The organism is Streptomyces sp. STAM6 (genome assembly GCF_054963715.1).
The window spans coordinates 18824-33270 of the sequence record NZ_JBUEFZ010000026.1; the positions used below are offsets into that span (position 1 = coordinate 18824).

Genomic DNA, 14447 nt, shown 5'->3' on the forward strand with positions numbered 1-14447 from the left:
CCCCGTCTGGCCACGCCGCGAAGCGAGCACCCCCTAGTTGATCGCGGGGCCCGAATCGTTCAGCCAGCCCCATTCCGACCATGTGGCGAACCCGGTCTGCCACCGGTGGTAGACACCGGCATGGCTGGTGCCGAACACCTCAATGCGACCGTCGGCGTTGTTGCTCGCACCGATCTCGGTGCCGCCGCCACCGAAGGTCTCCCACTGCGAGTACGCCGCGTTCGGGCCGGTCTGCCAGGAGTGGCTCGCGGTGGTGGCGTTGATCGCGAACACCTCGACCCGGCCGTCGACCGACCGTGACGTGGTCAGCTCGGCGTTGGAGACGCCGCCGGTGCCCGTCCACTCCGACCACGTGGTCGGGCTGGTCTGCCAGCGGTGGAACACACCGTTGGCGTTGGAGGCGAACACCTCGATACGGCCGTCCTGGTTGTAGCTGGCCGTGACGTCGTGGCCGCCGCCGCCGAAGTCCTCCCAGGCCGACCAACCGCCGTTCACACCCGTCTGGTACAGGTGCTTGAACGTCGAGTCGGACAGCGCGAACACCTCGAGTCGTCCATCGGGTGCGTTCTCCACGGCGAGGCGCGATTTGGCCGGGCCGCCGACGACGTCTTCCCACCCGGCCCAGCCACCGCTGGGCGCGGTCTGCCAGCGGTGGAAGACGCCGTTGGCGTTGGAGGCGAACACCTCGATACGGCCGTCGGCGTTGTTGCCCGCCGCCAGCCGGTGTCCACCGGTGCCGAAGTTCTGCCAACCGGACCAACCCGCACTCGGCGCGGTCTGCCACATGTGGTCGAACGTGGTGTCCGACAGCGCGAACACCTCCAGCCGGCCGTCCGCGTTGGACGCCACCGCCAGCTGCGCGTTGCGCGGACCGCCCGCGAACCGCCACTGCGACCAGGCGCCGTTCACCGCGGTCTGCCACGAGTGGTACACGCCGTCCGCGCCGGCGGCGAAGGCCTCCAGCCGCCCGTCCGCGGACCGGCCCGACACCACACGGCCCGAGGCGTACGGGTGCTTCGGGCCGCCGCCCGTGCCGGCCCACAGCGCGTTGGCTATGAGTGCGGCGTCGCCCGCCTCGATCCCGTACAGGTGGCGCAGATCCTCCCGCGGTTGCTGGACACGCCAGCACACCTCGCCGATCGGCGCGTTGTTCCACGACCCGCCCTCATACACTCGTTCCATCGCGTCGAGGAAGGCGTTGGTGGCGTAGGTCGGGTTCAGACGCTGTTCCCGGCTGCCCCACCAGTCCTGCTGCTGGAACAGCCCCACGCTGGTGTGGTCGACGGGCTGGGAGTAGTTGTTCATGCTGCTCTCCACGATGATCGTGGCGATGGCGATCGTCGCGGCTCGCGGGTTGAGTCCCCGGTCCTTCACCGCCTGCGTGACCATCCTCGCGCAGGAGATCTTGTACGCGCTGAGGTAGCCGGCCATCTTCGCGTGCAGCTGCGGGTTGAGCTGGTCGGCCATGATGGCGTCGGTGGGTGACGGGCCGGCCGGATCACATGGCACGGTCGGAATGGCGAACCCCTGGGGGCCACTGAAATACCGGGACACGCCCGAGCGGTCGTCGCCCCGGCCCGGAACGGGCCCGGGTTGCGCGACGGCGACCGAGGCGGTCATCCCGATGACCAACGCCCAGACGCCGGCCACGACGGCCAGTCTGGTGAACACGCGGTGTAAGCCGGTTCTTGCCACTGTGTGTACCCCTCCGTTGTGGAGTGAAGTCGGCGGAATTCAGCTGATTCCGGGGATCGGCGGCCGACGGTAGAGGGCGCCGATGAAATCCCGATGGAACGGGCCTCCACCCCGGCCTCAGGGTTTGGGTTTCATCGGGATGTCATTGGCTGCTGTCACTGTCGTCCGGTGACCTTGGCCGACTAGATGGGGAGTATCGAATGCGGGCAAGAAAGTTCGCGGCCGCGCTGGCCGGACTCGTGCTGACAGCCGGGCTTTCAGTGGCGCAGGGATCCGCGGCGCAAGCACAGACAGCGGCTTCCTGCGAGGGCACGTACACGATCGTTGTCGGCGGCACGGGAAGTTCGTGGAACAACGACGGCTTCACCGGCAACATCCAGCAGCACGTCGGGTATCCCACCCAGATTCCCAACGGCGCGAGCGCCCGCGCAGGCGTCAACGAGCTGAACCGGCTGGTACGTAACCAGCGCGCCGCGTGTCCGGACCAGCACGTCAAGATGGGTGGCTATTCTCTGGGCGCCGCGGTGGTGCACATCTGGGTCACCGAGAACTGGATGACGTTCGGCAACGTCAACGCCATTCTCATCGCGGACCCCAAGCGCCAGGGCCCGCCCGGAGCCAATGGTGGAGCCGTGCCGTTCGGCGGTTTCGTCGGTGCCCCGCTCGCCGGTGCCGACAGGTTCTTCGGAAACGTGCCGGTCAAGACCATCTGCCACTGGGACTACGTCTGTGACGAGTCCGCCGGCATTTGGACCTACCCGGGCAACCACGTCAACAACTACCCGCACGACTTCAACATGGATCACCACAACGACAGCGCCAACGAGGAATGGTACAACGGCGCCTGGTATCCCGCTTCCTGGTAACCGGAGAGGGCGCAAAAGCCGAATGCTTCGCCATCTGTCATCGGCCCCGGAAAACCGGTGCCGCTGGCAGGTGGTGAAGCGCCCGCGCTGTTCGGGACCGCGTCACCGACGTTTCGTCGCACCATGACGATGCGCCCGCGGCCGCCCGGCCGAGGGGGAGAGGCCGAGGCCGGCTTCGTCGCCGCACAGAATCATCTGGTGCGTCCGCCGCAGCATCCTGCTCGGAGGAACCCCCAGGTCGTCGGCGAGACGGCGGCGGGCGCGGTCGAACACAGTCAACGCGTCGGCCTGCCGGCCGTTACGGTACAGAGCCCGCATCAGCATCGCGGCCAACGGCTCGTTCAGGGGGTGCGCCGCGGACAGGGCGAACAGCTCGGCGAGCGCTTCCGAGTCCTGGCCCAGCCGCAGCTGCCACTCCAACTTCCGCTGTACGATGGCGATCCTGCGCTCGGTGAGCCGCAGCCGCTCCAGTTCCGCGAGCGGCCCGGGCAGACCGGCCAGAGGCTGCCCGCGAAACAGCTCCAGCGCCTGGGCACACAGGCGGACCGCCTCGGCCGGTTCCCCCGCCCGCTCGGCCGCCCCGATGACGGTGACCAGTTCCTCCATACGTGCCACGTCCACGTCGACCGCCCCGGGCACCAGCTGGTACCCACGCCGGGCGAACTCAATGACCGCGCCCGGAGACTCCCCGCCCCGCAGGGCCTTGCGTAACCGATAGACGTACACCGGCACCACGTTCCCTGCCGGCGGCTCCATCCCCCACACGTCATCGAGCAGTTCCTGCTGGCTGAGGCTCCGTCCCGTGCCCAGTGCCAGCGCCGCCAGTACGGCCTGCTGGCGGGGATGCCCCAGGTCCAGGGGCCGCCCGTCCTGCCAAGCCTGCAGCGGCCCGAGCAAGGAAATCCGCACCTTGGCCCCGCCCGCCCGGCCGGCGGCGGTCCGCGACACCTGGCTCACCGACTGCGTACGCGGCCCACGCCCTGGCACGACCAGCCCGCAGTCGAAGGCGTGGACGATGGCGGCGGCCCGGTCACGCAGACCGAGCTTCACCAGAATCCGCGCGAGGTGTTCGGCGACGGCACCCTCGGAAACTCCGAGGGCGGCGCCGATCTCGTCGTCCCGCAGGCCGCAGCCCACGGCGGCGAGCACCTTGCGCTCCTGCTGCCCGAGCACGGTGGCAGTCGGGCGTTCGGTGGTGACGGTCGTCGGCATCGCTGCTCCCCGTACTCCGGACTGTCGGTCTGGCGGGCGCCGACGACAAGGTAGAGGGGGGAGCGCCGGGCAAGGCATCCGGAACGATCCGGAGTGACACGCGCGACCTGGGCTCCTTGGTGCTCCGTCGGTGTTCTGCGGGCCGGTTCCCCAGCTGTTCGCCAACGCCCAGGCCGACACCGTTGGTCAGCCCGCGAGCGCCCGCGAGGAGCACCTGCTCCTCGCGGGCGGTGACGGGGGAGACCGGCTGGGCCACGGGCCGCCCGGCGGGCAGGTCCGCGAATGCCTGGAGCGGACGGACGGTGACACGTGGAGCCACGGCCCCAGCGGCGGCGACGAGTTCCGGAGTGACGCCGCAGCGCCTCCTCCGGACGACGGTCGTTCGACGGCAGGGTGCCGCCCGTCAGGGTCCGTTGTCGGGCGGCGCGTTGCCCTCGCCCGACAAGCGTCCGCCCGGGGGCTCCGGGCATTCATGCATCGTCCCTGGGCCACCGACTGCCTTTCATGCCGCCTTTCCGCACCGGACGCGGACCAGCGTGACCGTCCGCCGCACACCGGCGCGCGATGTGACGTCCGGCCGTCGTCACTTCTCTGTCCCTTCCAGGCACCACCCGCACCGAGGATCCGGACCCCCGGGGCCGGCGCCGTCCGACGAGCCGCACGGACAGCCCGTCCCGGAGCCGCGGCAGCGAGCTCTCCGCCCATGCGTGCGGGTGGCGGACCGGTGCGGCTACGTGTGGACATACGTGGTTTCCCGGATGCCCGTGGGGCCCGGCTCTGTGAGGATCGCTCCAGAGCCGTGAGGCGGGGCGGGCGGCCGGATGCTCCGGCGTTCTTCTCCCTTGGGTCGGAGTTGTCTCGGCCGGCCGACACGTCACCGGCGTCGGGCAATGTGCGGGCAGTACAGGGAAGGCAACGCGTGAACCAGCGTCAGCGAGTGGAGTTCCACGCCTCGTGCGGGCACCTGATCTCGGCTCCGGCCGACCGCGCCGAACTGGACGTGCGTTGCCCCCACTGCCACCAGGTGGTCCGGGCCCCGTCGGCCGATGTGCCCTACGCCTCACCCGTGTTCGCGCCTGGTGCTCCTGCTGCGCCGCCGGACGGCCGCCAGCAGGCCGTCCGTCCCGCGCCCGCCGGGGCGGCGGAGCCGACCGCCCTGACCGCCGTGTACGTGACCGCCCTGGTGGCCGGTGCGCTGGGCGCCGCCCTCGTCTACCTGGTCATGTTCGATGAGCTGTCCGAGTCCGAGCTGGTGACGGTCACGCCGCTGTGGTTCTTCCCGATCGTCTTCGGCCTGTACGGTTTCGTCTCCCAGCGGCTGCTGCGCCGAATCGCCGCGGGACGCGCGGGAACCCTCGGCGAGGCGGCCCGCCTGTCGATCGATGTCGCCGGTGCCTGGGCGGCCCTGGTGCTCTTCCCTTTCCTGGTGCTGAGGTGGCGCAGCTCTCTGCTGGTGTCGCTGGCGGCGGCGGTCTTCTGGGCCGTGCTGCTGTGGCTCTTCTTCGCTGTGCTCTTCCCGACCCTCTGAGCGCCGCCACGGCGTCACGCAACGCGACGAAGGAGACCGACAGATGACGTCGCTCGGCTCGACGGCCCGGATGCGTGACCGCGTCCGTGAGGTGCTGGGCACCCGTGGGGGGCGCAATCGGTGGCTGACCTTGCTGATGGCGGGCAGTGTGCTGGCCGGTTGTTCGGCCCCGCCGGAGGACAGGGGTTCCCGGCAGAGCGGTTCTCCCCCCGCCGGGGTGTCGCCGGGCGCGTCGGCCGTTGCGTCACCCAGCGCCGGGGCGACCCCGTCGGGCGGTTCTTCCGCCGCCCCTTCCGTCTTCACACCGGATGCCTCCCTCGTCCCCCGGACCTCGAAGGACGGGCGACGCCTGGCCGAATCCGTCGTACTCGTCCCGCGCGACTGGGGACGGGGGTTCGTCGCCCGGGAGCCGGGCGCCGGCACACCGGGCACCTGGGCCGTGCTGGACGAGAGCTGCCGCTGGGGGCGTGAGAACCTGCCGCGGGGGGTGCTGGCGAGCGCGTCCCGCTACAGCAGGCTGCCTGCCGGCGGGGGCAAGGGCGCGGTCGAGGTGACGGCCGTCACCACGGTGCACTCCTCCGTCCTGGGCGCCGACGAACAGCTGAGCACCACCCTCGAAGAGGTGTTGCGCTGCCCGGAGCAGCTGCCCCGGTCCGACGAGCGGATCACGGGTCTGATGTCGCTCGGCACCGCCTTCGGCGCCCGCGAGCAGGAGTACGCCGACGACTCCGTCCTCGAGGCCGGCGAGTACGTCGGCAACGGCGGTGCCGCACAGCCGTACCGGTGGATGGTCGCCCGGCTGGGCACGGTCGTCGTGGCCGTCTCCGTGACGGGCGCGAGGGGGAACACCGAGCGGGAACTCCACCAGTTGGGCAGCGAGGCCCTGGCTCGGATGCTGACGCGCGTCGAGCAGTGGCTGAAGGAGAAGTGATGGAGCCGCTGCGTGATTCCGACCCCGCCAAGCTGGCGGGGCACCGGCTGCTCGGACGTCTCGGTGCGGGTGGCATGGGTGTCGTGTACCTGGCCCGCTCGGCCGGCGGATCCCTGGTCGCCCTGAAGGTGATCCAGGTCGAGTACGCCGAGGACACCGATTTCCGCGAGCGGTTCCGTCGCGAGGCGGAGACCGCGCGCCGGATGACCAGCCCGTGGGTGGCGTCCCTCGTGGACGCGGACCCCGAGGCGGCGCAGCCCTGGCTGGCGACCGCGTTCGTTCCCGGCCCCTCGCTCGGCGAGGCGGTCGCCGCACACGGGCCGCTGCCGGTGCGGAGCCTGCGGGTGCTGGGCGCGCGGCTCGCCGAGGCGCTGCGGGAACTCCACGCGGCGGGTCTCGTGCACCGGGACGTCAAGCCCGGCAATGTGCTCCTCGCACTCGACGGGCCCCGGCTGATCGACTTCGGTGTGGCCCGCGATTCCGAGGACACGGCGCTCACGTCGACCGGCGTCGTGGTCGGCACACCCGGGTTCCTGCCACCGGAACAGGCGCGGGGCGGACAGGATCCGGGACCGGCCGGAGACGTCTTCTCGCTGGGCTGTGTGCTGGCCTTCGCGGCGACCGGCCGCCCGCCGTTCGGTACGGGCTCGATCGACGCGCTGCTGTACCGCACCGTGCACGACACGGCGGACGTGGAGGGTGTTCCGGCGGAGCTCGCCGCGGTGGTGGGCGCCTGTCTCGAGAAGGACCCGGAGCTGCGGCCCACGGCCGGGGCACTGTCCGAGGCCCTCACGGCCACGACGCCCTCGTCGCCCGCCTCGCCTCCCGACCCGCGGGAGGCCCTGCGTGCGGTACCTCCCCGGGCACCCGACGATGCTGCGGGCGGCGAGGAGGAGCCGGCTCCCGGCGCCGAGGCCTGGCTCCCGGAGCCGTTGGTCCGGCTGATCGCGGAACGGTCGGCCGCCGGGCTCACGCTTCCCGCCGTCGACGACACCGAGTTCGACCCCGCGTCCGCCGGTACCGCGGCGGCGGACACCGCGGCCGCTCAGCCGTCCGCCCGTACCGTCGGCAGGCGCCGCTTCCTGCTCATGGCCGGGGGCGCGGCGGCCGTCGCGGCCGGGGGCGGGCTGGCCACGTGGTGGGCGCGCTCCGGTGACGGCGGGAACGACGGCCCCGCTCCGAAGGCCACCGGTCCGGTGCACACCCTCGGCCTGCACGCCGACCTGACCGGCGATCAGAAGGCGGTCGGCCGGGCGCAGGAACGAGGGCTGCGGCTCGCGGTCGACGCGTTCAACTCCCGTGCGACCAGGCCCTTCACGCTCGCCGTGAAGACGGTGGACGACGGTGGCGATCCGGCCCGGGCGGCCGAAGCGGCCAAGAAGCTCGCCGCCGACCGTTCGGTGCTGGCCGTGGTCGGTCCCACCACGGACGCCACCGCCATGGCCTCACTGGCGGCCTACGACGCCGCCTCGCTGCCGCTGATCGCGGTCTCCCCCGGCGCCACCGTGCTGGGGGTGCTGGGCAGCCGGTCCCTCCTGCACGCCCGGGCGACCGACACGGTCCTGCCGCTCTACCTCGACGCGTACCTGCGCGGTGTCGCGAAGTCGCGCACCGTCGGGATCGTCGACGACCGGGCGGCGGACGCCCACGCCTGGGAGATCAGCAGCTCCCTCAGCAGGATCCTGCAAAAGGAACGTCTGCCGGCCGTGCCGAAGGTGGTCAGCGCGTTGCGCACCGATTTCGGGCCGACCCTGGACGCCCTGCTGGCCGGCGGAGCCGATTCGGTGGTCTTCGCCGGCCATCACGACCGTGCCGCGCTGCTGGCTCGGGAACTGACCAGCCGCGGCTTCAGGGGGGCCAGAGCCGCCGCACAGGGAGTGCTCGACGACCGGTTCCTGTCCGCCGCGGGGGACGCCGCCGACGGCTGGGTGATCGTCGCCCCGGTCATGGACGCCACCGCGGCACCCGAGGCCAAGGCGTTCACGGCCGCCTACCGCAGGCGTTTCGACGCCGATCCGGAGCGCTACGCCGTGGAGGCGTACGACGTGGCACAGCTTGCCGTGCGCGCTCTGGGCGCGCTCTCCGCCGCGCGCCGCACCCGGCAGAACCTGAGGACGGCCCTGCGCTCGGCCACGTACAAGGGGATCTCCAAGAACTTCGCGTTCGACAAGGCGACCGGCGCCCTGGTCGTCGACGGCGGCGGGGTCTACCTGTGGAAGGCCGGCGGCGGCCGGTTCGCGTACCAGGGCGCGGCACCTTTCCAGGTGTCCGGCTGAGGGGACGCTGATGGAGCCGTTGCGCGGCGCGGACCCGTCGAGGATCGCGGGCTACCGGCTGGTGCGCCGGCTGGGCGCGGGCGGCATGGGCGTGGTGTACCTGGCCCGCTCGCCCGGAGGCGCGCTCGCCGCGGTGAAGGTGATCCGCGCGGCGCACGCGGACGACGCGGGCTTCCGGGCCCGTTTCCGCCGGGAGGTCGAGACGGCGGGCAGGGTCGTCAACCCCTGGGTGGTGCCGCTGCTCGCCGCGGACCCGGACGCCGAGTCCCCGTGGCTGGCCACGGCGTTCGTGCCGGGGCCGTCGCTGGCGGAGGCGGTGGAGGCGTACGGCCCGTTGCCGTACGGGACCGTCCGCGTCCTGGGGGCGCGGCTGGCCGAGGCCCTGGACGCGGTGCACGGTGCGGGCCTGGTGCACCGGGACGTCAAGCCCGGCAATGTGCTGCTCGCGGTCGACGGGCCCCGGGTGATCGACTTCGGTATCGCCCGGATGCCGGAGGACACCGCGCTCACCGCCAGCGGGATGGTGGTCGGCTCCCCCGGGTTCCTCTCCCCCGAACAGGCGCAGGGCAGGGGCCGCGAGATCGGGCCGGCCAGTGACGTCTTCTCACTCGGCTGTCTGCTGGCCTACGTCGTGACGGGCGAACGTCCCTTCGGCCGGGGGTCCGCGGCCGGGACGTTGATGCGCACGGTCCACGACGAGCCGGACCTGGACGGCGTGCCGGAGCCGTTGCTGCCACTGCTGAGGGCGTGTCTGGCGAAGGAGCCCGGCTCCCGGCCGGACGTGCCCGAGGTACGGCGGGCCCTGGACGGTGCGGGCGGGACCGGGGGCTGGTTGCCGGAGTCCCTGATCCGGCTGATCGCGCGTCGTTCGACCGCCGTGCTCGCCCTGCCGGCCGTCGAGGCGACCGAGGTCTCCGTGGCGACGGCGGCCGGCTCTGCCGCGGTGCCCGAGGCACCGCCCGGCGACGAGACGGTCGTCGGCCGGGGCACTACGCGTCGTCGCTTCCTGGTACTCGGCTCGGCCGCCGGGGTCCTGGCGGCCGGCGGAACGGCGGCCTGGTGGACGGCGAACCGCCCCGTCCTCGGCTCGGCGGCGGGCGGCGCGAAGGCGCCGCTTCCGCGTCTGGTGGTCGCCCTGCACGCCGATCTGAGCGGCGGCGGCCGTGCGACGGGCCGCGCGCAGGAGAACGGTGTCCGGCTCGCCGTCGACCACCTCAACTCCCGAGCCGGCCGCGGCTTCGACCTGGCGCTGCAGGTGCACGACGACGCGGGCAGCACGGCCCGGGCACGCCAGGTCGCGCGGCGGCTGGCGGCGGACGACCGGGTCAGCGCCGTGATCGGGCCGACCATCGACGCCTGCGCGAAGGAGACCCTCGGCCTCTACCAGCAGGCGGGGCTCCCCATGGTCACGGTGTCGGTCGGCCTCGATGAGGAGTCCACCACCACCTACCGGGTGTACGCGGCCACCCGCCCCGGTGACACGACCCTGGTTTCGCCAGTCGCCACCCACCTCGTCCGCACCGCCGGGGCCCGCAGGACGGTGCTGATCGAGGATGCCGCCGAGGGCGACTTCAGCTGGCGTCTGTGCGCGGCCGTCGACGAGGCCGTGCGGTCCGGGCAGCACACCACGGTCCGGCGCACCCTCGCCGCAGCGGACGACTCGGACGGCGACTTCCGTGCCCTCGCCGAGTCGGTGACGCACGCGGGAGCGGACGCGGTGGTGTTCGCCGGCGGGTACGCGCGGGCCGCGCGGCTGGCCCGCGCGTTGCGTTCGGCCGGCTTCTCCGGTGCGCGGCTGGCCACTCAGCGCGCCCTCGACTCGCGTTTCCTCGCCTCGGCGGGCGATGCCGCCGAGGGCTGGGTGTTCGCGACGGCCTTCCTCGATCCGGCCGGGGTGACGGCCGCGAAGCCGTTCGTCACCGCCTATCGTGCACGCTTCGGCACCGCCGCGCCCTGGTACTCCGCCGAGGCCTACGACGCGACACTCTTCGTGGCCCGTGCCATGACGGCCCTGGGCGCGTCGCGCGCGAAGCGGGGCGCGATCGTGGGCCAGTTGCGCGAGACCGACCATCAGGGGATCACCAAACGGCTGCGCTACGACTCCGCCACCTATCGCTACACGGACGCCATGTACCTGTTCCGGGCGACCGGGGGCGCCTTCCGCTGCCTCGGGGACTACCGGGACGTCACGGCCTGAGCCACGCCTCGTGCCCCGTCCGGTGTGCCGTCCGGCGGGTCGTTCACACGCGACGGTCCCGGGCCGCACGCACCACCAGGCCGGCCAGTGCCGAGCGGGACGGCACGGACGTCTTCCGGTAGACCGCCGACAGGTGTGTCTCGATCGTGCGGGGGCTGAGGTGCAGCTTCGTCGCGATGGCCTGGTTGCTCAGCCCCTCGGCGACGAGTTCGGCGATCTCCCGTTCACGGGAGGTCAGCCCGTCGAGCTCCGTGGGTGCGGGCGAGGGTTCCCCGGCCGGGGGGCGCACGAGCGAGGCCAGGTCGGACAGCAGGCGCGCGCCGCCGCCGTCGGCGAGACGGCGGGCCCGCTCCCACATCGCGACGGCGCGCGGGCCGTCGCCGGCGGCCTGCGCCTGGACCGTCGCCAGGAGCAGGGAGTACGCCTCCCAGAGCGTGGCACCGGACGGCGCGTACTGCTGCGCGGCGCGCTCGAAGAGGCGGGCGGCCGTGCGGCTGTCGCCGCGGTGCTGGGCGAGCGCCGCCTCGGCGCGCAGTGCCGCCCCGCGCTGACCGTGCAGGCCCATCCGGTCGGCTTCCTCGGCGGCTCGTGCGGCCCAGCGCCCGGCCCGCTCGGTGTCGCCGACGGCGATGGCGGTGCTGACGAGGGTGTCGAGCTGGCCGGGGCGTATGGAGGGCTGCAGTCCCAGCAGTTCGGGACCGCCTGCGCTCAGGATGGCCTCCTGCGCCCGGTGCGGGTCGCCGCTGACGAGCGCCGTGTGACCGAGCATGCACTTGGCCAGCGACGCCCACCAGTGTCTGCTTCCACCGGCGGCGGCCACGGCCTCCTCGGCGGTCGTCAGGGCCCTGGTGTCACCCAGGGGGCACCGCACGAGCAGGATCAGCGCCTTGAAGCACAGGGTGAAGGCCAGGAGGTCGCCGCTGCCGATGGCTCGTGCGACGGCTTCCGCCTCGTCCGCCGCCTGCAGGGCGGACGGCAGCCGGCAGGTGCTGAGGTGCACGAACGCCTTGCTGCTCAGCAGGTGCGGCAGGACGTGGACCTGGCCGCTGCGGCGGGCGATGTCCAGGCCCCGGTCGGCGTGGCGTTCCGCGGCGTCGTAACGCTCGAGCAGGGCTTCCGCCCAGGCCAGCCAGACCAGCGACTCGCACAGTTCGGTGAGGTTGGGATCGGTGAGGCCGTCCGCGAGTCCGGCCGCGGCATCGGCGAACCGGCGGGCCGCCGCCGTCTGCCCTTCGTACGCCTCTCCCAACGCCCCCAGCGCCAGGGCCCCCAGCTCTCCCATGAGGTCGCCGTGGGAGCGGGCGACGGCGAGGGTCCGCGCGATCTCGTCCCGTACCTCGGGGTAGGAGACCGTGTTCAGGGCGGCCATGCCGAGGGCGAGTCCCATGGAGACCGCCTGGCGGGGCTCGGGACCCGGACTGCGGGTCAGTTCCCGCCGCAGCAGAGCTGTCGCTTCCGGGGAATGGCCGAGATGCCGTTCCATCATGGCGCACAGCGCGATCGCGTCCCTGCGCAGCGCCGTGCCGTCCTGCCCGGACGCGCTGATCAGCGTGTGCAGCAGGTCACGGCTCTCCCGCAGGCTGCCGCCCACACCGAGGGCTCTGGCGCGCGCCAGCTGGAGCTCTCCTCGCTGCTGGGCGCGGGCGGGCGTGTCCGGCGTGATCCGGAGGACGACGTCCAGCAGATGAGCGGCCGTCGCCGGCGCCGTGTGGGCGAACTGGGCGGCCGCCTCGCGCAGCACGGCCGCCGACACGGGATCCCAGCCGACCAGGGACCGCTCGACATGGTGAGCGCGCTCGGCGGCGGAGGCGCCTGCCCGGGCCAGTTCGTCCGCCGCGCCGCGGTGGATCTCGGCGCGGCGTGGTGCGGCGGTGTTCTGGTAGACCACGGCCCGCAGCAGCGGATGGCGCAGGGTCCAGCGGCCGTCGGGGCCCATGCGCAGCAGATCGCGCCGGGTCAGTGCGCCGATGCAGCCGTCGAGTTCCTCCGGCGTGGTGGGGCCGGTCGTCCGGCTCAGCATCGCCGGCGTCGCATGGTCGCCGAGGACCGCCACCGCTTCGACCGTACGGCGCTGCGTCGGGGTCAGCGGGGTCAGTTCGTCCAGGAGCAGGGATGCCAGTCCGCTCGGCACTCCGGACGCGGTGTCGTCGTGGGCCCGGACGGAGGTGCCGGGCGCCGGCGCGCCGTTCCGGTAGGCGTGCAGCAGGCAGTGGAGGTAGAGCGGGTTGCCCTCGCTGGATGCGTAGATCCTCTTCGCGTCGCCCGGTGACAGGTCGGAGGCGAGCGCCTCGATCGACGCCTGCTCGGGCAGCGGCCGGAGCGCCATCGGCAGTACGGCCCCGCTGTCGGCGCCGCGTGTCAGGGCCGCGGCAAGGGAGTGCGGCGTCTGCCGTTCTCGTCGGGCCACGACCAGAAGCACCCGGCCGGCCACCGGGTGCCGGATCAGGTGGTCCAGCAGCTCCAGCGACGCCGGGTCCGCCCAGTGCAGGTCGTCCAGGGCCATCACCAGCCCGCCGCGTTCCCCCAGCCCGGTCAGCACGTCCGCGACCGCGCGATAGAGGCCGAAACGGTCACGGTTGCCCGGCCCCGACGCCGTGCCGTGGAGACGGTCGGCTCCGCGGAGTACCGGCGCGGCCGCCTCGGGCAGGGCATCCGAGTGGAGAAGGGCACGATCGGTGTCGGCGAACGCGTCCGTGAACGGCTGGAACGGAGTGTGCCACTCGTACTCCGTGGCCCGGCCGCGCAGCACGGTCAGCCCACCCTGCCGTGCCCGCGCGCAGAGCTCGCTCAGCAGCCGGCTCTTCCCCATGCCGGCGTCTCCGCAGATGTCCACGACAGCGGGACCGCCGTCCTGCCCCAGACCGCCGACCACCGAGATGAGCCGCTTCAGTTCGTCAGCCCTGCCGACCAGCATCGTCGCCGCCCCGTCCAACGCGGCACCAGCGCGTCTCCGTTCCCCACCCAGCCCGCGTGATCATTCCCCAGTGGTCGCGCCTCCGCAACCTGGCCACAACCGGCCGCCCCCCATAGAACTACGACGCCGCGGAGCCGGCAACGACCTGGGTCTCAACGGCTGCACCGTTCGGGTTTCGCACTGCCGCTCATCACTTCAGGGGGTCGTGCCCCCAGTTCATGAGCGAATAGCGCCACCGGGTCTCCGTGACGTCACCGCCGGGCCGCTGCTTGATGTGCCGGTGGACGTATCCGACGACCTTGCGCATGTGCGCGAGGTCGTCGTCGCTGAGCTCCGCCTTCTTCGTGTGCAGGAGGTCGACGATGCGCCGCCCGGAGGCGTGTCCGACGCTCTCGCCGCCGTCGCTCTGTCCCACGCTCTTCGACTCGTCCGTCGCCAGCCACTTCTCCAGTTCGGCGGCCGTCATGTTGACCGCGTCCGTGAACGCCTTCCGTGTCTCTTCCCGATCACCGTCCCCCGGCTTCGCGGCCGTCACGCGTTCTTGCCCCTCCTGCGCAGGGCACCCGGTTTGTGCACGGCCGAGCGGCCGGACTTGTCGCTCTCCACCTCGTACTGCGGCTCGTCCTTCGACGCGTCGACCGTCCGGCCCGCGGCCCTGGTCCGGTCCGTGATCTTCTTCTTGACCTTCCCCGCCACGGTCTGCCCATGGCTCTTCCACGACACCCGGTCGCCCTTGTTCAGGCCGTCCTTCTTCGACACGATCCGCTCCTTGGCTCGGCGGGCTCTCTGGAATGCCTCCAGCCTTGGGCAAGACACCCGGTGCCGCAT

General features: G+C 72.5%; 10 protein-coding genes. 5 read left to right on the forward strand and 5 right to left on the reverse strand.

Annotation, left to right across the window (positions count from 1 at the left end; translation table 11 throughout):
* Positions 1 to 33: 33 nt before the first annotated feature.
* Positions 34 to 1695 carry a PLL family lectin gene (locus tag ACY34K_RS25275; RefSeq protein ID WP_462750983.1) on the reverse strand — a complete coding sequence of 554 codons (1662 nt, stop codon included), beginning with the start codon at positions 1693 to 1695 and terminating at the stop codon, positions 34 to 36.
* Positions 1696 to 1895: 200 nt separating this feature from the next.
* Here ACY34K_RS25275 and ACY34K_RS25280 point away from each other — a divergent pair, with 200 nt between their 5' ends.
* Positions 1896 to 2561 (forward strand): cutinase family protein, encoded by a 666-nt coding sequence (locus ACY34K_RS25280; protein ID WP_462750985.1) that lies wholly within the window; start codon positions 1896 to 1898, stop codon positions 2559 to 2561.
* Between the two features lie 102 nt (positions 2562 to 2663).
* On the opposite strand, the gene ACY34K_RS25285 is transcribed toward ACY34K_RS25280, so the two are convergent.
* Entirely contained in the window at positions 2664 to 3773 is a 1110-nt protein-coding gene (locus tag ACY34K_RS25285) for a BTAD domain-containing putative transcriptional regulator (protein WP_462750987.1), read from the reverse strand.
* Between the two features lie 919 nt (positions 3774 to 4692).
* On the opposite strand from ACY34K_RS25285, the gene ACY34K_RS25290 reads away from it, so the two are divergent.
* Genes ACY34K_RS25290 through ACY34K_RS25305 form a run of 4 tightly spaced genes read left to right on the forward strand, consistent with a single transcriptional unit; the run spans position 4693 to position 10705 of the window.
* Complete coding sequence (locus ACY34K_RS25290; RefSeq protein WP_462750989.1) at positions 4693 to 5301, forward strand: hypothetical protein; 609 nt, start codon at positions 4693 to 4695, stop codon at positions 5299 to 5301.
* A gap of 43 nt (positions 5302 to 5344) precedes the next feature.
* A complete protein-coding gene (locus ACY34K_RS25295) occupies positions 5345 to 6232 on the forward strand; it encodes a hypothetical protein (protein ID WP_462750991.1) in 888 nt (295 codons plus the stop codon).
* On the forward strand, positions 6232 to 8508 hold the full coding sequence (locus ACY34K_RS25300) for a bifunctional serine/threonine-protein kinase/ABC transporter substrate-binding protein (RefSeq protein ID WP_462750993.1): 2277 nt from the start codon (positions 6232 to 6234) through the stop codon (positions 8506 to 8508). The genes ACY34K_RS25295 and ACY34K_RS25300 overlap by 1 nt, the downstream gene beginning before the upstream one ends.
* A 10-nt stretch (positions 8509 to 8518) precedes the next feature.
* Positions 8519 to 10705 (forward strand): bifunctional serine/threonine-protein kinase/ABC transporter substrate-binding protein, encoded by a 2187-nt coding sequence (locus ACY34K_RS25305; RefSeq protein WP_462750995.1) that lies wholly within the window; start codon positions 8519 to 8521, stop codon positions 10703 to 10705.
* A 43-nt stretch (positions 10706 to 10748) separates the two neighbouring features.
* Here ACY34K_RS25305 and ACY34K_RS25310 read toward each other — a convergent pair whose 3' ends face one another.
* From ACY34K_RS25310 to ACY34K_RS25320, 3 genes are all read right to left on the reverse strand, one after another.
* Positions 10749 to 13619 carry a helix-turn-helix transcriptional regulator gene (locus ACY34K_RS25310; RefSeq protein ID WP_462750997.1) on the reverse strand — a complete coding sequence of 957 codons (2871 nt, stop codon included), beginning with the start codon at positions 13617 to 13619 and terminating at the stop codon, positions 10749 to 10751.
* Between the two features lie 190 nt (positions 13620 to 13809).
* Positions 13810 to 14154 carry a DUF3140 domain-containing protein gene (locus ACY34K_RS25315; RefSeq protein WP_462750999.1) on the reverse strand — a complete coding sequence of 115 codons (345 nt, stop codon included), beginning with the start codon at positions 14152 to 14154 and terminating at the stop codon, positions 13810 to 13812.
* The gene (locus ACY34K_RS25320) at positions 14151 to 14378 is read right to left on the reverse strand and encodes a hypervirulence associated TUDOR domain-containing protein (RefSeq protein ID WP_462751001.1); all 228 of its coding nucleotides are present in this window, start codon (positions 14376 to 14378) and stop codon (positions 14151 to 14153) included. The genes ACY34K_RS25315 and ACY34K_RS25320 overlap by 4 nt, the downstream gene beginning before the upstream one ends.
* Positions 14379 to 14447 lie beyond the last annotated feature (69 nt).